The organism is Jiella pacifica (genome assembly GCF_010500815.1).
In the GTDB taxonomy this organism is placed as follows: Bacteria; Pseudomonadota; Alphaproteobacteria; order Rhizobiales; family Rhizobiaceae; genus Jiella; species Jiella pacifica.
In genome coordinates this window covers 82,025-102,058 of the sequence record NZ_JAAAMG010000017.1, presented here as the reverse complement: position 1 = coordinate 102,058, position 20,034 = coordinate 82,025, and the positions used below count along the sequence as shown (strand labels likewise).

Here is a 20,034-nt window from a genome sequence, read left to right as displayed (position 1 = left end):
ACATGGCTCGTCATTCGCGCCTGCTTGCCGGCGCAGCGTCCAGCATCGTCATTTCGTTCGTTCTCGCCAACGCGGCGACGGCCCAGCAGGCCGATGCCGCGGGCGACACCTCCGTCCTGCTCGATCCGGTGATCATCTCCGGCGAGCGCGCCGACGAGGATCCCGGCAACCAGACCGCGACGCGGGCCGCGACGGTGCTGACCACCCGCATCACCCGCGACGAACTCGACCGCGCGCAGATCTTCGACGCCGACGACATCTCACGCCTCGACCCGGGCGTCGGCTACAACAGCTCGAACGGCAGCTTCAGCGTTCGCGGCCTAGACAAGGCCCGCGTCCTGACGACGGTGGACGGCATTCCCATTCCCTGGCTGAACGATGGCGCGCGCGGCGTCCAAGGTGGCAGCAGCACCTTCGATTTCGACACGCTGTCGGCGCTCGACATCGTCAAGGGCAGCGATTCCAGCGTCTTCGGCGCCGGCGCGCTCGGCGGCATCGTCGCCGTGCGGACCCTGAACCCGGAGGACCTCCTGCCCGGCGACAAGACCTTCGGCGGCCTGTCGCGCGCCTCCTTCGACAGCGCCGACGAGAGTTGGGGCGTCGATCAGGCGCTGGCTGCGCGGATGGGCGACACCTACATGCTGCTGCAGGGCGGCTACCGGGCCGGACACGAAGAGGACAACAGGGGCGACGTCGGCGGCTATGGCGCGACGCGGACCGAGCCCGATCCGCTCGACTACGACCGCAAGAACGTCCTGGTGAAGCTTCGCCAGCATTTCGGCGTCGATCAGGTCTTCGGCGTGACCGGTGAGCTTTACGACCGCGACGACGACATCGATTCACGAAGCTCCTCGACGTCGACATACGAGGCGGGCTCGGTGACGAGGCGTGAGGTCGAAAGGCGGAAGCGCATCTCGGCCAGTTACGAACTCGGCGCCGGCGCGGGGGCCTGGCTCGATGCCGCCGAGGCGGTGGTCTACTGGCAGCGCCAGGAGCTTTCCGACGATCTGTGGGGCAAACGGCGATCGTCGCCGACCGGCGCCTACGCGCGCCTCAACGACATCGAGGACACGACGTTCGGCATCAACGGCAGCGTCATGAAGCACTTCGACGTCGGCGGCCTCACCCACAAGATCTCGGTCGGCGGCCAGGCCTTCGGCAATCGCACCGAGCAGATGGCCGAGGGCGAGGACAATTGTCCCCCGCCGCCCTATCCGCCGTTCAACAGCTGCAACTTCCTGCACACCAACCAAGCCGACATGCCCGAGGTTCACGGCGCGTCGCTGGGCCTGTTCGTCGAGGACGAGATCGCGGTGACGGACAAGTTCCGCCTGACGCCCGGTATCCGCTTCGACTATTACGAGCAGAACCCGCAGGAAACCGCCGCCTACGAGGACAACGTCACCTATACCGGCCTGCCCGCATCCTCCAGCGACAGCGCCGTTTCGCCGAAGCTGCGGGCCGAGTTCGACGTCACGCCGAACGCCACGGTCTATGCCCAGTGGGCGAAGGGCTTCCGCGCCCCGACGGCGGAGGAACTCTATCTCAGCTACGGCGGCCCCGGCACGTATCTCTCCATCGGCAACCCGGATCTGGAGGCCGAGACCAGCGACGGCTTCGAGGTCGGGCTAAGGGCCAAGCATGCGGACTTCGACTGGAGCGTCTCGACCTTCTACAATCGCTACAAGAACTTCATCGACACCGAGACCGTCGATCCGTCGGTGCTGGGGCTCTCGCCCGGCGACTATCCCTTCGGCATCACCCGCTACTACAACCGCGCCAATGTCGAGATCTATGGCGTCGAGGCCTCGGCGCGCTGGCAGATGGACCCGCTGTGGCACAGCGCCCTCAGCGTCGCCAGCTACATCGGGCGGGACATCGACACCGACGTGCATCTCAATTCGATCCCGGCCGCCAAGGGCATCCTCAATCTCGGCTACGACAACGGCATCTGGGGCGGCGACGCCTATCTGACGCTGGCGGCGGCGCGCAACGACGTCGAGAACGACATCTCGAAGACGCCGGGCTATGCCCTCCTCGACCTCACCGCCTGGTGGAAGCCCACCCAGATCGAGGGCGTGAAGCTGCAGGCCGGGCTCTACAACGTCTTCGACGAGAAATACTACGATGCCCTCGACATTCCGGACAGCGCCATTCAGGCCAAGGAATTCTATACCGAGCCCGGGCGCAGTTTCAGGGCGACGCTGACCTATCAGTTCTGACGCCCCGAACCGATCCCGGCACAGGCGTGACCCTTCAGCGGCAGGCGGCAACGCCCTCTGCCGCTTCCGCGCGGTGCCGACGACCGACCGCTCCCATCGAAGATCACCGAGGCCCGGCGGCGCACCGCCGGTCGGCCGACGAGGCCAATCACCGAAACGAGGAACCGACGATGTACATTGCCATGAACCGCTTCAGGGTCGTCCCGGAGAGCACCGAGGCGTTCGAGGAACTCTGGAGGACACGCAAGTCCCATCTCGATCAGATGCCGGGATTCATCGAATTTCACATGCTGAAGGGCGAAGACAAGAACGACCACGTCCTCTATGCCTCCCACACCGTCTGGGAGAGCCGGGAGACCTTCGAAGCCTGGACCCGGTCGGAGGCGTTTCGCGCCTCGCACGCGAACGCCGGCCGCGGCGGACCGAGACTCTATCTCGGCCATCCAGAATTCGAGGGATTCGAGGTGATCCAGCGCATCCCTGCGTGAGAGCGGCATGCACATGAAAGCATTGCTTCGGTGAGCATGCCCATCCGCCGGAGCGGCGATCGAGCCGACTGCAAACCTGAAGCGACCAAGCGGTCGCTTCATGGACCCGGCGGCCCGGAGAGCACTCCTTGCAAGAGAGCTGCTCGGTACCAGCCGGCGGCGAACCGAGGGCGAACCCGGCCATGTGCACGGACGCCCCCGTCACGAGCCGGCGTTTTCGGCGGATGCCGCCATCCTCGGAGAATGGTGCACGCAAGCCGAGTAGCATAGAACCGGAATCGCTGTCGAAAGTCTTCGACGAGTTGAAGGATTGGGAGGTTTGCCTTCGCGCTGATCCCGCGATTGCGCAGAAACTTCTGGTCATTGATGAGAAGCGGCGGACCGACCCGTCAGCGCAGAAAATCAAGAAGCGCCCGACCCTGACGCGGGGACCGTCGCTATGAGTGTGCTGCGCCAGGAATTTACCGCAGCTACTTCCCCTTGCGCGGGCGATGGCAGTGCCGACACGCCCGAAAGGGTACATCACAAAACCACGCGTGACTGCCCGCGCGTGACAGTCCGATTTTCGCCGAAAGATTATGAACGCCTGCAGACGCTGGCGGATGGAATGACGCTCAGCGTCTATGTGCGCGCGATGGCGCTCGGCGAAGAGTTAAACCGCCGCAATTCGCGTTCTCCTGCATCAATCGCTGATAAGGCCGCTGTCGCCGAAATCCTCGGCCTGCTCGGCGAGTCCCGGATCGCGAACAATCTGAACCAGCTCGCCTATCACGCGAATGTCGGGACGCTCGCGATCGATGACGAGAGCCGGTCGAAGATCGATGAGACTTATCAGATGATCTTCGCCATGCGGTGCCTGCTCCTGAAGGCGCTCGGGCGGCGGGGATGATCCTCAAGGGCAACCAGCGCGCCAACGGGCACGATCTGGCGCTCCATCTGCTCAACGTCGATGACAATGAGCACGCCGTCGTTCATGAGCTACGCGGGTTCCTGGCTGATGATCTGATCGGCGCCTTCAAGGAAGCCGAAGCGATCTCGCTGGGCACGAAATGCCAGCAATATCTCTTCTCACTCAGCCTCAGCCCGCCGCGATCAGCTAACGTCCCGGTCGAGGATTTCGAAAAGGCCATTGCCGACATTGAGCGGCGTCTCGGATTGAGCGGTCAGCCGCGCGCAATCGTCTTTCACGAGAAGAAGGGCCGCCGCCACGCACATTGCGTCTGGTCGCGGATCGATATTGGCAAGATGCGGGCGATAAACCTTCCGCACTACAAGCTTCGGCTGATGGATATTTCTCGGACGCTCTATCAAGAGCATGGCTGGGAGATGCCGCCGGGCTTCAGGAATGCCGACGACCGCGCCCCATCCTCCTTCACCCATGCGGAAGCCGGACAGGCAAGCCGGGTCCAGCGTGATCCCGCTGCGCTCAAGACGCTCTTCAAGACCTGCTGGGAGGGTTCGGACTCCCGCGTGGCCTTCGCGGCGGCGCTGCGCGAACAGGGATTTTGTTTGGCGCGCGGCGACCGACGCGGCTTTGTCGCCGTCGATGCCGATGGCGAGGTCTATTCCCTCTCACGATGGTGCGGCGTGAAGCCGAAAGAACTGCGCGCCCGGTTCGGTGAGCCAGATGATCTCCCCACCGTTGAGGAAGCCCACGCCTTCTTCGCCGGCGAAGGACAGGCCAGGGATCCGCACAATGCGAAACCGCGCGCTGCCCATAGCGAAACGTTCAGCCATCGTCTCATCGATCTGGTGCGCCGCCAGCGAGCGGAACGATCGGTGCTGGAAAAGCAGCAAGAGCAGCGGCGCCTTGCGGAAATCAAAGTGCGGCAAGCGGCCCTGCCGAAAGGATTACGGGCCACGTGGGCGCGGCTGACCGGGCAAGATAAGCGGATTTTAAAAAAGCTGGAGCGCGATGCGGCTGCCAGCGCCGAGCGCGATCGTCGTGAAACCCAAACCCTGATCGACCGGCACCTTGCCGAACGGCGAGCACTGGAGCGCGACTTCGATACGCCGAGCTTCCGGCAAGAGCTGGAACGCGCATTTCGTGATCGGGAGTCCAAGGACGGCAAGCGCATCTACCGCCCCGATCCGGCACAGCCCCTTTATCTGCCGCCGGACGATGCGCCGTACACCAAGGCGCAGATTAAGGCCAAGCCCGAGCGCATTCTCGACGTGCTGTCGGACAGGAAGGCACGCTTCACCCGCGCTGAGATCATAACGCGGCTTTCTGACTTCATTGATGATCCGCTGACGCTCCAGACCGCGACTGACACTGTGTTCCGCTCGGACAAGCTGGTCTGGCTATTGGATTCAGCACCGCAAACCTTTTCGACCAATGATTTTGAGAACGCCCAAACCAAACTGACGACGACCGCCCGAGAGATGGCGAACGCCGGTGGCTTCGGCGTCGGCGCGCATCATGTCGAAAACGCGATCGAAAAAGAAAACGTTCGTCTAGGAAGACGGTCGGGCGCGCGGCTCAGCGACGAACAGGTCGCGGCCATCCGGCATGTCTTGAAGCCCAACCAGCTTTCTGCCGTCGTCGGCCTTGCGGGTGCGGGCAAGAGCACGCTTTTGTCAGTCGCGCGTCAAGCTTGGGAAGAACAAGGCTACCGCGTCCACGGCGCCGCCTTGGCGGGCAAGGCGGCGGATAGCCTGCAATCGGCATCGGGCATTTCCGCCCGAACGCTGGCTTCCCTCGAAGCAAGCTGGAAGGCCGGATATGAGCCGGTCGGTCACCGCGATATCGTCGTCATAGACGAGGCGGGTATGGTCGGAACGCGGCAAATGCAGCGGGTCGCCAAGGCGCTACATGAACGCGGCTGCAAGCTCGTGCTCGTCGGCGATCCCGATCAGCTTCAACCGATCGAGGCCGGAACACCGTTCAAAGAGATTGTCGAAGCCACCGGAGCGACCCGTCTTACCGAAATCCGCCGCCAGGAGGTCGATTGGCAGCGCGACGCGTCGCGTGCCTTTGCCGCCAGAGATATCGGCACAGCCATGCAGGCGTATGCCGATCACAATGCCGTCCAGCGGGAGAACGGCCGCGACGAAGCCATCGCCGCTTTGGTCGAGGACTATTTGGAGGACCGGAGGGCCAATGGCGGGGCCGTCTCACGCCTCGCCCTCGCGCATCGCCGCAAGGACGTTCATGTCCTCAATCAGGCGATCAAGATGGGGCTCCGAGAGCGTGAAGGCGTCAGGATCGAAAGCCTTTTCGACACGATTCACGGTCCACGCGCGTTCGCCGAGGGCGACCGCCTGCTCTTCACCCGCAACGACGGCGCGCTCAACGTGCGGAACGGGATGCTTGGCACGGTCCAAAAGCTCGATGATGACGAACTCACTGTTTGTCTTGATCCGAACGAAAAGGGCGAGGCCCGCAGGGTCAGCTTCTCGCCGAGCCACTTCCCGTTCTTCGATCATGGCTTTGCCGTCAGCATCCACCGCTCACAGGGCTGCACGGTCGATCGCAGCTTCGTCCTCTCCAGCCGGACGTTGGACACACATCTCGCATACGTCGCCATGACACGGCATAGGAAGGCAGCTACCTTTTACACCGCCCCCGAGATAGAACGCAGTTCAATGATGTTGACGCTGGATCAAAAGAAGCCGGGCGCCTCGAAGACGTACGCCGCGCCAAGAATTAGGATGTAACCAGACCGCACACCCGTGCCATTATACATCTTCTTCGCTGATTTGACGCCAATACTCGATAGATTCACTTGTGATCCAATAATTTTCACCAAAATCCGGCAAATACTTTCGATAGCGAGTGTGAAACGATCCCAAGGCCGTCTCAAATTGAACCATCGTCAGCACCGCGTCACTCATCTGCGGAAGGGAATCTTCATCCAGCTCCATAAGGTACTTCCCAGCTGGCTCGTTCTTCAAGATTTCCAGCAAATCTTTCAAAACTCGATTCACGAGTTTTACCTTGCTGGAGCTCATTGTAGCTTCTGGTTTTTTCTTCGAGAGTTCTCTAACCTCGCGGATGATTCCTTCAAAAACAGGACTGCTGGCCTCGTAAATGGATACGGCCGCATTTGTAGTGATATGATCAAAGTCGTCCGTCGAATAAGTCATTTTTTATCGCCCCCTACTTTTGTCGCCATCTTAGCGTCAATGTTGCTAGGGACGCCGTTGAGAATGTACTGCCATCTATGCGCGCTATAGATCACGTTGTCAGATCGAAAACGTTCGGCCTGCTCAATGTACTGCGTGAGAATCATCGTCACGTCGCTATTGGTGGGTAAATCGTCCTCCGCAAATACGGAAAAATCATCAAACGGTCGATACCGTCCTTTGAGTATCTCATTGCCACTTACTAGGACCTTATTAACAATTTTTAATTTGAATTTGTTAAGCCCATCATTCGGAGATTTCTTCGCGAGTTGCGAAATCTCATCGTGCAGCCCCTGCAACTGAACAACAAGCTTTTCTAAGGCTTCTATATCTTTCTGCGAATCCATATTTTCCTCACGGGCACCTTGCTCTGAATTCATTGTATTTTTTAACGATCACGTCAATCGGATCGCGCTGCTTGCTCTCAAATAGTTCTACCATCTGACCAACATCTTCGTCGGTAAGTGATATAATTGCTTTGCGTTGACCAGACCATAAATCAATTGTTCTTGTAAGAATGGCTTTCTTCATCGGATTTCGCGTAACAAAAATACCGAATTTGCCCAACTCTTCGGAGAGGTATCGGTTTAACTGATCGACGTGCTCTCTTCCCACTTCGGCAACGTTCTTCATCTCCAGCGTGATCTGTTTCGATCCGTAGTCATTATGCATATCTTGTAAAAATGGCGTGCTAGCCGTGTTGTAGAAAATAAGGTCACGTATACTTACGCCACTATCTGTACGTGCCTGTTCTTGTGTAAAATCGAGTTTTGGATAAAGGATTGATGGCAAAAGCTGACCGATTGCGTTTTCATATTTCTTGTCTGCGTTGTCTTCCTTCCCTGAGGGCAATTTTTTTATAAGGGCAAACTTGCGCTTGGCCGAAGTGACAGGGATTTGCGAGAAAAGAGGATCGTTCTTGCAGTCTTCGAAGGTGCGCTCCTTCGCTTTGATATATGCATCAACAACACCGTAGTGGTCCCGGTTATAGTCCAGAACCTCCACTCGGAGTAGTTCGTCCGGTTTGTGCGAGATTTCGTCCTGAGGACAGTACGTCGAAAAGTATTCGTCGTAATTAATCCAAGGTACGAAGCGCAGCCATCTTTTCGGAACAAATAGAAGCGGCCTTCCATTGATCGGGTTCACAGGGAGGGCTAGACCATTCTGCGTTTCGAATGTGTTCTTCCGATAATCGTAGACGTTTAAGACATTGACATCTTCCCGCGGAATTCCAATTTTTTCACATTGCTGAATAGTGAAGTCTATCAAGAAAGATTTAAGAAAACTGCAGCTTATGTCGCTAATACGATCTTTCGAAATTCCGTCGACGAAAAATTGAATCTCTTCGAAGTGCCGGAATCCTCGCTGTGCGTAATACGGAATACGCTTGAAGAGTGTCAAAATCTCCTTCGCCTTGGTTGCTCCTATACGTTTGCCTTTTCGTGTTACGGACGTTCCAAGTCCAACCTCATCACATTCAGAGGCAGCGATAAGGGTAGCCATTGCCTGTGCCTCCTCGCCTTGCGAGACGAGATAGCCAAGGTGATTGAAGGCGTTTATCAGGCTGGTATGAAGGGCCTGGTCCTGTTGCGATGGCGATCGCCAAAGCATGAATGGATCAACGTATAGCGGTATATCTTCGTCAAAAAATGGGATCGCGAAATCGAGCTCCGCCTGTGGAGCCATAATACCATGATGATCAGTAAGGCGCGGTCGAATAAGTGGCATGGTAGACCTAGAAGAGGCTCCCCCTGAGGCTTCTGCAGCGGATAATGAACCGCAGCATGCTCCTGAGGTCCTCATAGTAGAAACCTGCCTATCGGAGGTCACTACGTCAAGCTGGACGCCCTATTTGCTCCACTTCTTTTTTTGCGTACACAGAACGGCCAATACCGAGTCGTTGGTTCCGAGCTCAATCCGGCGAAGATTAAAAGCAGCGGCTGCTTATGAGGGCGACGAAGAGCTGGGGCAGAGAGCCGAACGGCGTCTTTCGCTTTGGGAGGCTCGGAAGCTGCCAGGCCATCCCTCCGATTTCTGCTAGTCTGGGCCGCGTCCCTCCCGCAGACTACACGCCCATGACGTCGTGCGTCGCGGCTGAGATTGAGCCGGAGATGGACCGCGACCGAGACGACACGGACAATGAGCCGGACCGGTAGGTCCGGCGCGATTTTTTCCTCGGGATGGCCGCCCTACGCCTTACGGTAATCCGGCAGGATCGGGACGGGCTTTCCCTTCAATGCCTGCTCAACATGCGCGGCAACGACTTTCGCCGCAAATGTTTCCGGCGTCAGCCCAGGCGCGGGCTCGGCCTGAAACCCCATGAAACTGCGATAGCCGGTCTGCGAGATGAAGGGTTTGTCCCAATCGACAGCCTGAGCGGCAAAACCGAGCCATGTTGAGAAACCGGCGCCGATCCCGAACAGGCCGTGCATTTCAATCCGAGCGCGGATGCCGTTGGTCTCGATGACAAAGCTGCCCGTCTGGCCCCAGAGTGGCACGGCACCGGTTTCTGCTGTCGTGAGCCGTTCGAGGCGGCAGCCCGGCGCCTCCGGCCCGGCGAGAATGCCACGTTCGCCGCCATTGAGCTTTTCGGCGAGACGATGCGCCTCGCCGCGCAGGCGCAAGGCTTCGTCGATATCGGCGGTCAGCATCGCCGCGTGATGCGCGGTGATGAGATCGAAGAGATAGGGGACCGCCGCCTCCATGGAGCCGGGCAAATGCCCGGTCTCCCTTTCGAAGGCAGACTTGCGGTTGGTTTCGGCGGCCTCGGCGAGCAGATCGTCGAAGCCGAGTTGCGGGGCGATGTGGATTGTCATGGCCGCCCCCTTACGCCGCTGCCTGCTGGGGCGGGACATCGGTTCCGGTGTCTTCGCCGTCACCCGCCGCGCTGAACGCATTCAGGTAATCGGCGGCCTTCTGCGCATGGGCGGCGGCGGTGAAGATCGCGCGGGCATCCTGCGTCAGGACGGTGAACCAGTGGCCGATATAGGCGGCATGATCCTCGCGCACTTCCGGGGTGATGCCCAGATCGGCGCAAAGGAACGCCGCTCCGAGTTCGGCAACCAGCTCCTCGGCGGCATAACCGGCATCGCCCCAGCGCTTGCGGCCCAGATCGCGGTCGAGTCGATCCTTGTGCTTGGTCCAGTGGGTCGCCTCATGGGCCAGCGTGGCATAGTAGCTTTCCGCATCCCGGAACGCCTCAAAAGGCGGCATCTGGATATGGTCGGTCCCGCCGCAATACTGCGCAGAATTCCCGCCATGGCGGATATCGGCGCCTGTGGCGGCGAAGAAGGCCTCCGTTTCGGCGTTACGCTCGACCGGATCAAGCTGCGGCGCGGCAAGCTGGTAGAAACGCTCCGGCAGCCCCTCGACCTGCTCGGCGTTAAAAACGGTGTAGCCCTTCATGAAGGGAATATCCCGCTCAGTCTCCGCGCCGCTGGCCTCGTCCGTCTCAGTCTTGGAAAAGGTGCTGGCATAGACGACCGGGCTGCCACGCTCGCCCTTCTTCACATGCCCGCCCAGTTCCTGCGCCTGCTTGAAGGTCATCCAGATAGGTGCCAAAAAGCCCTTGGTCACGGCCTCCGACCACAGCATGATGACGTTGATGCCGCGATAGGCCTGCCCGTTCGCCCGTAGGGGACGGGTGATGCGCCCGGCGGCATGCTCGCCGCTCCACGGCTTAATCCACGGCCTGACGCCGCACTCCAGATCGGCAATAATGTGACTGGTGATCTTCAAATAGATATCCTGTTTCATGGGTGACGCTTTTCGCCGTAAGGGGTTGATGTCCTGGCGCTAAGACTTCTTCCCCCTCCGGGAGGGATCTTCCTTTCGCGCCTGAACCCCTGCCCAGCGGCGAGCGACCCGAAAAACCAAAAGCAAAGAGGCGCGCGCGTGCGCGCGACCGCATTCGGGGCGTTCGATGAAATTCCGGGGATGGGTCAACGGTCTTCTCGGGAACCGTTAGGCGGGCTTGGTGCGGATACCGCGCCTTAGCCCCGCCTTACGGCGGAAGGCCGTTGACCCACAGCCGTAGGCGTCCTCGGATTTCATGTAAGCTGGAATGAGGGGTTCCCGGCGTGTGTAAACGCGCCACAGACAAAAGCCGGGCTCCGTTCGGGCGGAGTCCGTCCATCTTCTTTTCCTGCCAGCGATCGTCACCCGGATGGGCCGAAACCGCCCCGCGCGGGTTCGGTGAAGGCGGCCCGCCGCCGGAATAGAGCGCGGTGCGCCACAGGGCGCGAGGCAGCCAACTTTTGAATCTTATTGCGAAAAGCCCACATTTGTGGGTATAATCATCAAGGGAGCGCGACAATGGACCGAACGATGACCAACACGCCAGACAAGGGCGATATGCTGAAAGTGCGCATGGACGCGGTGACGCTGTCGATGATGGACACCGCGCGCGCCTATCTCAAACTCGACAAGAGCAAGTTCATCCGGGAGAGCGTCCGCGAGAAGGCGGAGGCCGTGATTGCCGAGCACCAGAAGACGCGGTTTTCCGCCGAGGACTGGACGGCCTTCTTCGGCGCGCTCGATGCGCCCGCCGCGCCGACGCCGCGCATGAAGAAGGCGGCGGCGAAATTCCGCGACATTCAAGGCTGAGCAGGCAGCGGCAAGGTGGAATTCGCCGCGCTCGATCCGAAGGGCCACGACCGCAAGTCATTCGATTGCGGCGTTCCGGCGCTGAACGAATATCTCCAGCGCTACGCGAACCAGGACCTCAAACGCAGCCTGACGCGCATCTATGTCCTCGCCGACGGTCCCTCAATCATCGGCTATTACTCGATCAGCGCTCATTCCGTCCGCCGCGACAACCTGCCCGCCGATATCCAGGCTGGGCCGTACGAAGACATTCCGTTTCTTCTCCTCGGGCGTCTCGCCGTCGATAGACGCTGGCAGGGCCAGGGCTATGGCGATGCGCTCATCGTCCATGCCTTCCACACAACCCGCAAGGCTGCGAGCCAGATCGGCATCCTCGGCATGATCGTCGAAGCGAAGGACGAGAAAGCCGCTGCCTTCTATGAGGGGTTCGGTTTCCGGCGTCTAACCGGCACACCGCGCCGCCTTGTTCTACCTACCACAGCAATGAATTTGCTCTAGAAAGTTTCAGCCTAATCCCACGCAACTCCGCAATAAACGCCAAATGGCGTGCAATTGATATTTTCAAGTGGGATATCATTCGTTAGACTTCGTGTTGGGGGAGACGCGATGCATCTACATTCCTATCGACTGCGAAATTTCAGGCGGCTTGCGGACGTTCATGTCGAGCTTGCATCCGACATTTCCATTTTTGTTGGAGCGAACAACAGCGGCAAGACGTCTGCGACGCAGGCGATCCAGATGTTTCTCACGGGGGGTAAAAATGCTTTCTCGCTGTACGATTTTAGCTCGCACGCTTGGCCGCTCCTTGATGAGATTGGCGAACGAGAGGGGGAGGTCGCTGAGGCTGAATTTCCTACCATCTCGCTCGATCTCTGGTTTGAGGTAGGGGCGGAGGACCTATATCTAGTAATCCCCATTTTGCCTTCGACCGAGTGGGCCGGGACGCTTGTCGGCATCCGTGTCGAACTCGCGCCTAGAAACATCGCCGAACTGATTCAGCGTTACCGCGCCGCTCGCGACGATGGTCGGGCAAAAGCAGCAGCACTGGTTGGCGGCGCAGGCGATTATGTGCCCTGGCCAAAATCGCTATCGGCTTATCTCCTGAAGGAACTGAGGCACGAGTACGAGTTACGATACTACGTCCTCGACCACACGCAGTTTGATTCGAAATTCCAGGCGGTGCAGGGTTATCAGCCGCTTCCGTTGGGCAGCGAGCCGGGCGGTAGTGCTGTACTACAATCGCTTATCAAGGTCGATTTTCTGAATGCGCAGCGGCACCTCGCGGACCCATCAACTGCATCCGGTGGCGGACGCTCAGAAGATTTGTCAAAGCGTCTAAGCCGCTTCTATCAACGTAATCTTGATCAGCGTCAGGACGACCACCAAGCACTCAAAGCACTGTTCGATTCTGAGGTCGGCCTCGACAAGCACCTTGCAGAAGTTTTCAAAGGCACGTTGGAGCGATTGCAACATTTGGGTTATCCCGGCCTCAACAACCCGAAGCTCGAAATCAAATCGGCGCTGAACCCCGCATCGATCATGACACAGGATGCGCGCGTCCACTACGTCGTGGGGGAAGCCGCGCAAACAGTAATGCTACCTGATACCTACAACGGGCTTGGCTTCAAAAACCTGATCTATATGGTCGTTGAAGTACTCGACCTTCAGGAGCGGTGGAAGGCCGAAGAGGAGAAACGTGCGCCTCTCCATCTCATTTTTATCGAAGAACCGGAAGCACATCTTCACGCGCAGCTCCAGCAGGTGTTCATTCGCAACATTCTCGACCTGCTGGTCATTCCAGGTGAGGCTGGAGGGTCGTTCGCCACACAGGCAGTTATCACGACGCATTCGCCGCACATCTTATACGAGCGTGGCTTTCAGCCGATACGCTACTTCCGGCGTGATTTGGTCGGAAACGATCAAATTACTGAAGTGATCAACCTCTCCGCGTTCTATGCGCAGGAAACCGAACACCGAGATTTCCTAGAACGGTATCTGAAACTCACCCATTGCGATCTGTTTTTTTCTGACGCCGCAGTGCTCGTGGAAGGCAATGTTGAGCGATTGCTACTCCCGATCATGATATCGAAGGTGGCGGCATCGTTACGATCTTCTTGTATCTGCATCCTGGAGGTCGGCGGTGCTTTCGGCCACAAATTCAAATCCCTGATAGAATTTCTCGGGATCGTCACACTGATTATCACTGACGTGGACAGCGTTACATTGTTGTCTGCCGACCATAATGGCAATGATGACGACGATGACGAGCTTGAGATCGAAGTCGAGGCCCCTGAAGTGGACGCCGCGAACGATTTCAATGAATTGCTCGGCGGTGACGCTCCGGCTGCACAAGCTGGCGAGACCGCCGATCCTGCGCCCGCCCGTCGTTACGGAAAAAAGTGCCTGCCTGGTGTAGCCGGGGCAGTCACGTCCAACCAGACTCTCGTGAAGTGGCTTCCGGCAAAGCTGTCGATCGACGAGCTTTTCGCAGCAACGGAGCAGGAGAAAGAAACGCCGACGGATGTCACGCCCCGTGTCCGCGTGACGTATCAAACGCCCGTTCCAGTCGTATGGAATGGTCAGAACGTAGAGCTGGCTGGTCGGACGTTGGAAGAAGCCTTCGGGCTGGAAAACGCCGAATGGTGCCAGAGCGCGGAACAGACGAAATTGGGTCTACGCCTACGCGGTGCATTGGCGGACCCGGCGGCGTTGGCAGCCGGGCTCCATAAGAGGGTCAGCGCCGATAAGTTCGACAAAACCAAGTTCGCGCTTGGAGTGCTTACGGCCCAACCGGAAGAGTGGCAGGTTCCGACATATATCCGTGACGGTCTGGTTTGGCTTAAGGCACAGGTCGATCTCGAAGTTGAGGCCGAGCTGGAAGGTGGTGTAGTCGGTGAGTAGCCGCGCGCAACAGCCCGACACACAAGCCGACATAGATCTTCGGCAGTGCTTGGAATCTCAGCCGCCGACCAGTTTTAACATGGTCGCCGGGGCCGGGTCGGGCAAAACCACTTCGCTGATCAAGGGGCTCGCCTCGATCCTGGCTATCCATGGCAAACGTTTGCGACTACGCAGGCAACGCGTGGCCTGCATAACCTATACAGAGATAGCTGCCGGAGAGATTTGGGCGGACGTGGGGAGCAATCCTCTCGTCCACGTCTCCACGATTCATAGTTTTCTTTGGTCGCTCGCACGCGGCTTCCAACAAGACATCGCCGCCTGGGTTGCAAACAGGATCGACGAGAGGCTCAGAGAGTTGCAGCACGATGCCGCCAATTTTGGTCCACGCGTTCAGCAGAAAACGCGAGACAAGAACGCCCGCGAAATCACGCGCTACCAGCAGCAGCGTGAGGCCATTACTCAAGTTCGCAGCTTCACTTATGGAACAGGAAGTGACTACGCCAAAGGTATCCTCGGCCACGATGACATCATCAAGATGGCTTCGCAGTTGATGATTCAACGGCGGCTTTTCCGAACTCTCGTCGCACAACAATTCCCGTTCGTTTTCGTGGATGAGAGCCAAGATACCTTTCCCATTATCGTCGAAGCGTTTATGGCGGTCCAGCAGCAGGAGCGGGCCCGCTTCTGCCTCGGGTTCTTCGGCGACCCGATGCAGCGCATCTATCCCACCGGTATCGGCACGGTTCCCAAACCCGACGATTGGCGGGCGATCCCCAAGCCAGAAAATTTCCGTTCGCCAACCTCGATATTGAACCTGGCAAACGCCATTCGGCGTGACGGTGACGATCTGGTTCAGATCGGTGGCCGAAAGGAAAAAAATGGTGAGCAGGAAGTGTCGGTGGTCGGAACGGCGCGATTGTTTGTCTTGCCGACAGATGCTCATCGGGACGAACGCGTTGCGCAGGTTCGAGCATGGATTGCGAACGCAAACGATGACGAGTTGTGGCAGCCCGCTCTCAAGAACGACCAGGTTAAAATGCTGGTGATCGTGCATCGCATGGCGGCGAAGCGATTGGGATTCGGCGACCTGTATGCGGCGCTCAACGATAAAGCGCCTGAGGCCTTCAAGAATGGTTTTCTGGACGCGTCCGCGTGGCCGCTGCGCCCGTTGGTGTCGTTGCTACTGCCGCTTGCGGACGCCGTTCGGGAAGGGCGAGACTTCGATACGATGCGGCTGCTTCGGCTCCATTCGCCGTTACTAGCAAAGGCCAACCTCCAAGGCGTGAACATTGCCGAGCGCCTCAAAGAACTTCAGGTGGTGAGCAATCAGGTCGACGAGCTGATGGGGTCTCAGTCGCAGGCGACCATCCGTGACGTGCTGACACTTGCCAAGGAAAGTCGCTTGGTGGAGTTCGACCCCCGTCTGTCCGCGTATTTGGAAGATGTTGCTGCAAACGAATCCGAAACCGATGAAAATTTAGACGAAGGCGAAGAAGGACTTTCAAGCGAGATCCGTTCAATGGCCGCATTCCTAGCCTGTCCGGCTAATCAGCTTCGACCGTATCAAGCTTACGTCAACGAGGAATCGCCTTTTTCCACCCAGCAAGGCGTTAAAGGGGCCGAGTTCGATCGTGTGCTAGTTGTCCTCGACGACGATGAAGGCACGCATGTACAATTCTCTTACGAGAAATACTTAGGTCTTAAAGAGCTTTCTGCGCGCGACAGGAAAGTTTTGCAGGAAGGCGGCGAGACAAGCGTAGAGAGAACGCGGCGGTTGTTCTATGTTTGTTGCACACGCGCTCGGCAAGACCTAGTGGTCGTCCTTTTTGTGCCCGATCCAGCAGCGGCGGTAGTGCATATTCGCGGGCTTGGGATATTCCCTGAGGCGGATATATTCTCACAGGATGCGCTTGCTTAAGCGGAACGCGAGCCATACCAGATAAGCAGATAAGCACGCATACGTAGTCCGAAATAATGATGACGCTCATTTCTGGAATTTAGTGTTCCACCCTCGGTGCAATTTGATAGGCTTCCGCTCAGCGTCATCTGCGCGTGCTGCTCTTCGTGAAGCAGGTTCGCCCGATGCCTGGGCAACACGTCCTCTTCACGACTCCTCCAGAGGGATGCAACGGGAGGCTAAGCCTCCCTTGCCGAGATGGTGGGGTCTGCCCCCACACATCTTGCGCGCGCATTGCGTAGGCTGGATCAGCTCTACTCTTTAGAATAAGGTGCTTGCGGCTAAATTTTGTCCTTCAGCCTCAAGCCTTTCCTAAAATATCTCTCGTATTTATGGACCTTGACCGGAAGATTTTCAGCCACAAGCGAGCTTCGGTTAATTTCGATTGCGCCGTCTCTGGCGACGTGGAACTCAGCTTCAAACAATTTATCGCCAGCAATCACGAAGGCGGATATACAGAAATTTTTAGTTGACCAGCAATCGTCAGACCGTCGGACCATTGATGGCGCAGAAATGGAAATTTTGCTGTCGAGGAATTTACCGAGCGCGGTATCGTTCGCAAAGTGAATGTCGTCAACCGAAGACAAAATCGCAAACGGGCCGTCATCAACGTAGAACATTTGACAGAAAAAATGTAGGTATTGCACATAATGATGGTAATCATATAGCGTCAACGCTACATTATTTAAAATGTCGAAGCGCTCTCTTGATCTGTCCATCAAGACGGCGCCTTTCTTCGACACAAGAGCGCTAAGGAATAGCTCTTCGCTGCTGAAAACTCTTATAAATCGCACGTCAATCAGGTCGAATCCGGAATAGCAAGAGAGCTTCGATTGGCGCATCGCCGTAATGCGAAGTCCTGAAAATAAATGGGCGTAGCCTTCCAGCGTTGCTGCACGTGATATTTTCCGCATGATATCGTTCATTTCAATAATCGGAACGTTTGACCAGTCATTCGCGAGCCAAGGGCGTTCATTCCAGCTAGGCTCGGATGGAATGTTTGCCACTGATGTAACTCCGATATCACTATACAATGTCTCCATAAAATCGTTGTGGAATACAGAGGAGAGAACTGCCAGGCATAGGCCTCTCCTATAAATGCCGCTTTCGCGAATTTTGCAGTACCACTTAAAAGCCTGAGTGAGGTCTTTGTTAACGCCATTGCCTTGCTCGTAGCAGGCACCTAAACGCTCCATTGCATCGACGGAGTTTTTGTCCGCTGCCTTTTGATACCATTTCACGGCTTCGGCAGGATTTTTCTTCACGCCGGTACCATGTATGTAGCAGTTGCCTAGTGCTGTCATTGCATGTTCGTTGCCTTTTTCTGCCGCCAGACGGTACAGATCTATGGCCTGTGTCGTATTTTGCTCAATGCCCTCGCCCGATTCATAGCAGTAACCAAGTTCTAATATGCATGCGGTTGAGCCTAAATTCAGTCCTTCAATCAAAAACTCGACAGCGCGTTTGCTATCGGATTTGGTGCCAATGCCGTACTTATAGAAGTAGTGCATCAAGGTATAAGAACGATGGTAATTTGATCTGTAAGCCTTTTCTAATAGTGCGAACGCTTTGTTGTCGTTTTTTTCTGTGCGTTCGCCCTCTAGATAATCTAACGCAGCACTGCATAACGCAGCTGGTTCTCCGGCTTCTGCCGCCCGGTTTTTCCAGTGAAATCCAAGGCGATCAGATTTTTCTACTAAATAGCCTGCCGAATAGAAGAAGCCCAGCAGATGCATTGCCGGCGGAAACTCCGCGCTTGCTGCCGACTTAAGGGTTTCGAACAAATTCTGCGGAGGCCTGCCAATTTTGGCTGAATATAGATCATCCAGAATCCGGACCGCACTTGCGCGGTACTCCAGGTGTGCACTTTCATGACTGGGCACGAAATCCAAGACAGCGAGAGCGACCTCATAGCTCGGAAAATCTTGCGCTACTCGTTGCAGGAACCCCGCTGTAGCGCTTGGATCGAGCGCCCACGCCTTTTCCATCAGTGCAGGAAGTAGATGGGCCTGTTTTTCCAAAACCGACAGTACATACCACTCTCCCAATAGATCGGGAAAGAGGCCGGGTAGGATAGAGCCAGGCCATTGAGTGCCGGTTGCCACGGGACCGCCGACGAGTATCAGCGCCGCTTCAAAATCCTCGTCAGACAACTCTGTCCAGCCGCCAAGAGTCTGCAGCTTGAACCGGCTCACCGATCTTAGGATGGTCGCTAGAGCGGTAATGTGTATTGATGGCTTGTTTGCCGAAAGGCGAGGTGCTGACTCGCCAAATTTCCTCTTCCAACGGCGCTCGCGTTCGGCCGTCAGAACATAATTCAGCAAGTCCTCGCGTTCCCATGCAGCGTTGTAGTTATCCCCAGCTAGAGCGATACCGACAAAATAAGCATAGAGCGGTCTCCCCGCACCGTCGAAACGCTTGATCGCGGATAAGATGAAATCGCTCGAATAATATGTCTCACCGTCCCGAGATCGCCTGCGAACAACATCCTCGGCTATCGCGACCAAATCGGTGTCATCCAGCGAGTTCAGTTCGATGATGCCGTCATCACCAAATATGATGGGCTTCTTCGTCAAGGCGACCGACTTGTCGACCGATTTCGCATCGGTGACTAGTTCATCGAACCATGCGGCGGTCTCGTGCTCGGACAACTGAAACACGGGTTCGACAGCGATGCGTTTGTCGCCTGAGATGCTGACGCTTTGTTTGGAGACTTTGCGAATGCCGCCGCGATCGCGCCGCTGGCGCTCCAGGATGATGAGGCGGACTTTGTGGCGGAACTTTTCCGATCGCGCGATCAGGTGGGCCATCATCTGACCGACAGGTTTGTCCCGTTCGATGACGTAGTCGATAACAATCAGGATCGGTCTGACCGGAGTCCAGTCTGCCCAATGCTTTTTAAATGCAAGGAGGTCCTCGGCGTCGATGAAGCCCGCCTTATAGCCGAGTTCGTCGCGAGCCTCTAAGATGAGGTCCCAGGCCATCCGACTCTTGCCTTGTCCGGCGGCACCGGCCAGTTGTAGCCATTGAAAGCCAGCCTCGCCGCCCAGAAAGGCCCTCAACTGCGCGACTTGATCGGAGCGTCCACGGAACGCGATCTTATCGTCGCGGTCGTACCCGTAGTTATAGAATTCCGACCGGTATTCGGCGTCGCTCAGCTTTGGTTCAAGATCGACGCGTTCGAATATCGGTGTCTTAAATCTGTCTAGGTAGCTTTCACCGAATATGACGTCGTCAATTTTTTTGGCGTAATCAGGATGATCCAGGTCGTAGTGTAATCGGTAGTGGATACCGAGAGCGTCTTTGAAACTGGCACCCTTGGTAGCCATACCGTTGATTTTTTCTGCGTCGTATTGTCCTAGGGAATTGAAATAATCACCGTATATGGACTTTGTTTTTGTGACAAAATTTTCCCATTTTTCATCTATTGTCCCAACATATTTTGCAAAATGATTATCTCTATAGGCTTTTGCCTGAACGCCAATCGTTTCTACATACAATGAGCGAAGTTTAGCATTCACACTTTCATCGATTATTTCGTTGATTTTGTTACGGAATTTCTCAAACGTCACAATTATTTTGACGTGGTCGGCTTCATCGGCAGACATAATCCACTCCGCTTGCAAGCCCGATTGGGGTGTACAACTTATAGAGTAGGTTTGGGGGTGTTGGCGGGTTTTGTAAACGGCGTTTCGTAGTCCATGTCACACTCGCGGCCCTGCGCTTTGATCTC

The 20,034-nt window shown here is 57.0% G+C and carries 14 protein-coding genes; 8 read left to right on the top strand and 6 right to left on the bottom strand.

What is annotated here, in order from left to right:
• Positions 1–2 precede the first annotated feature (2 nt).
• The 4 genes from GTK09_RS18915 to GTK09_RS18900 all read left to right on the top strand — a co-directional run bounded on the left by GTK09_RS18915 (position 3) and on the right by GTK09_RS18900 (position 6,370).
• Positions 3–2,222, top strand: a complete 2,220-nt coding sequence (locus GTK09_RS18915) for a TonB-dependent hemoglobin/transferrin/lactoferrin family receptor (RefSeq protein WP_163464993.1) — start codon at positions 3–5, stop codon at positions 2,220–2,222.
• Between the two features lie 170 nt (positions 2,223–2,392).
• Positions 2,393–2,710, top strand: coding sequence for a heme-degrading protein HmuQ (hmuQ, locus tag GTK09_RS18910; RefSeq protein ID WP_163464992.1), 318 nt, complete (start codon positions 2,393–2,395; stop codon positions 2,708–2,710).
• Positions 2,711–3,149: 439 nt separating this feature from the next.
• Positions 3,150–3,599 carry a plasmid mobilization protein gene (locus GTK09_RS18905; protein WP_163464991.1) on the top strand — a complete coding sequence of 150 codons (450 nt, stop codon included), beginning with the start codon at positions 3,150–3,152 and terminating at the stop codon, positions 3,597–3,599.
• Positions 3,596–6,370 (top strand): AAA family ATPase, encoded by a 2,775-nt coding sequence (locus tag GTK09_RS18900; RefSeq protein ID WP_163464990.1) that lies wholly within the window; start codon positions 3,596–3,598, stop codon positions 6,368–6,370. Before GTK09_RS18905 ends, GTK09_RS18900 begins: the two co-directional genes overlap by 4 nt.
• Before the next feature lie 21 nt (positions 6,371–6,391).
• Here the strand turns inward: GTK09_RS18900 and GTK09_RS18895 are convergent, their stop codons facing one another.
• From GTK09_RS18895 to GTK09_RS18875, 5 genes are all read right to left on the bottom strand, one after another.
• Positions 6,392–6,799: a hypothetical protein gene (locus GTK09_RS18895; protein WP_203561107.1), complete on the bottom strand. Its 408-nt coding sequence runs from the start codon at positions 6,797–6,799 to the stop codon at positions 6,392–6,394.
• The gene (locus GTK09_RS18890) at positions 6,796–7,185 is read right to left on the bottom strand and encodes a hypothetical protein (RefSeq protein WP_163464989.1); all 390 of its coding nucleotides are present in this window, start codon (positions 7,183–7,185) and stop codon (positions 6,796–6,798) included. Before GTK09_RS18890 ends, GTK09_RS18895 begins: the two co-directional genes overlap by 4 nt.
• Before the next feature lie 7 nt (positions 7,186–7,192).
• The gene (locus GTK09_RS27550; protein ID WP_246217996.1) at positions 7,193–8,566 is read right to left on the bottom strand and encodes a DUF8370 family protein; all 1,374 of its coding nucleotides are present in this window, start codon (positions 8,564–8,566) and stop codon (positions 7,193–7,195) included.
• 461 nt (positions 8,567–9,027) lie between these two features.
• Positions 9,028–9,693 carry a hypothetical protein gene (locus GTK09_RS18880; protein ID WP_203561106.1) on the bottom strand — a complete coding sequence of 222 codons (666 nt, stop codon included), beginning with the start codon at positions 9,691–9,693 and terminating at the stop codon, positions 9,028–9,030.
• Positions 9,665–10,594 (bottom strand): ArdC family protein, encoded by a 930-nt coding sequence (locus tag GTK09_RS18875; protein ID WP_163464988.1) that lies wholly within the window; start codon positions 10,592–10,594, stop codon positions 9,665–9,667. The genes GTK09_RS18880 and GTK09_RS18875 overlap by 29 nt, the downstream gene beginning before the upstream one ends.
• 570 nt (positions 10,595–11,164) lie before the next feature.
• Between GTK09_RS18875 and GTK09_RS18870 the strand changes: the two genes are divergently transcribed.
• From GTK09_RS18870 to GTK09_RS18855, 4 genes are all read left to right on the top strand, one after another.
• Complete coding sequence (locus tag GTK09_RS18870) at positions 11,165–11,443, top strand: type II toxin-antitoxin system TacA family antitoxin (protein WP_163464987.1); 279 nt, start codon at positions 11,165–11,167, stop codon at positions 11,441–11,443.
• Positions 11,444–11,458: 15 nt separating this feature from the next.
• Positions 11,459–11,941: a GNAT family N-acetyltransferase gene (locus GTK09_RS18865; protein WP_163464986.1), complete on the top strand. Its 483-nt coding sequence runs from the start codon at positions 11,459–11,461 to the stop codon at positions 11,939–11,941.
• Between the two features lie 108 nt (positions 11,942–12,049).
• A complete protein-coding gene (locus tag GTK09_RS18860) occupies positions 12,050–14,344 on the top strand; it encodes an ATP-dependent nuclease (RefSeq protein WP_163464985.1) in 2,295 nt (764 codons plus the stop codon).
• Positions 14,337–16,262 (top strand): UvrD-helicase domain-containing protein, encoded by a 1,926-nt coding sequence (locus tag GTK09_RS18855; protein ID WP_312869923.1) that lies wholly within the window; start codon positions 14,337–14,339, stop codon positions 16,260–16,262. Before GTK09_RS18860 ends, GTK09_RS18855 begins: the two co-directional genes overlap by 8 nt.
• Before the next feature lie 320 nt (positions 16,263–16,582).
• Here GTK09_RS18855 and GTK09_RS18850 read toward each other — a convergent pair whose 3' ends face one another.
• The gene (locus GTK09_RS18850) at positions 16,583–19,909 is read right to left on the bottom strand and encodes a tetratricopeptide repeat protein (RefSeq protein ID WP_163464984.1); all 3,327 of its coding nucleotides are present in this window, start codon (positions 19,907–19,909) and stop codon (positions 16,583–16,585) included.
• Positions 19,910–20,034 lie beyond the last annotated feature (125 nt).

Coding starts and splice junctions, on each gene's coding strand:
- GTK09_RS18915 (WP_163464993.1), top strand. CDS start 3: ATGGCTCGTCATTCGCGCCTGCTTGCCGGCGCAGCGTCCAGCATCGTC.
- hmuQ (WP_163464992.1), top strand. CDS start 2,393: ATGTACATTGCCATGAACCGCTTCAGGGTCGTCCCGGAGAGCACCGAG.
- GTK09_RS18905 (WP_163464991.1), top strand. CDS start 3,150: ATGAGTGTGCTGCGCCAGGAATTTACCGCAGCTACTTCCCCTTGCGCG.
- GTK09_RS18900 (WP_163464990.1), top strand. CDS start 3,596: ATGATCCTCAAGGGCAACCAGCGCGCCAACGGGCACGATCTGGCGCTC.
- GTK09_RS18895 (WP_203561107.1), bottom strand. CDS start 6,799: ATGACTTATTCGACGGACGACTTTGATCATATCACTACAAATGCGGCC.
- GTK09_RS18890 (WP_163464989.1), bottom strand. CDS start 7,185: ATGGATTCGCAGAAAGATATAGAAGCCTTAGAAAAGCTTGTTGTTCAG.
- GTK09_RS27550 (WP_246217996.1), bottom strand. CDS start 8,566: ATGCCACTTATTCGACCGCGCCTTACTGATCATCATGGTATTATGGCT.
- GTK09_RS18880 (WP_203561106.1), bottom strand. CDS start 9,693: ATGTCCCGCCCCAGCAGGCAGCGGCGTAAGGGGGCGGCCATGACAATC.
- GTK09_RS18875 (WP_163464988.1), bottom strand. CDS start 10,594: ATGAAACAGGATATCTATTTGAAGATCACCAGTCACATTATTGCCGAT.
- GTK09_RS18870 (WP_163464987.1), top strand. CDS start 11,165: ATGACCAACACGCCAGACAAGGGCGATATGCTGAAAGTGCGCATGGAC.
- GTK09_RS18860 (WP_163464985.1), top strand. CDS start 12,050: ATGCATCTACATTCCTATCGACTGCGAAATTTCAGGCGGCTTGCGGAC.
- GTK09_RS18850 (WP_163464984.1), bottom strand. CDS start 19,909: ATGTCTGCCGATGAAGCCGACCACGTCAAAATAATTGTGACGTTTGAG.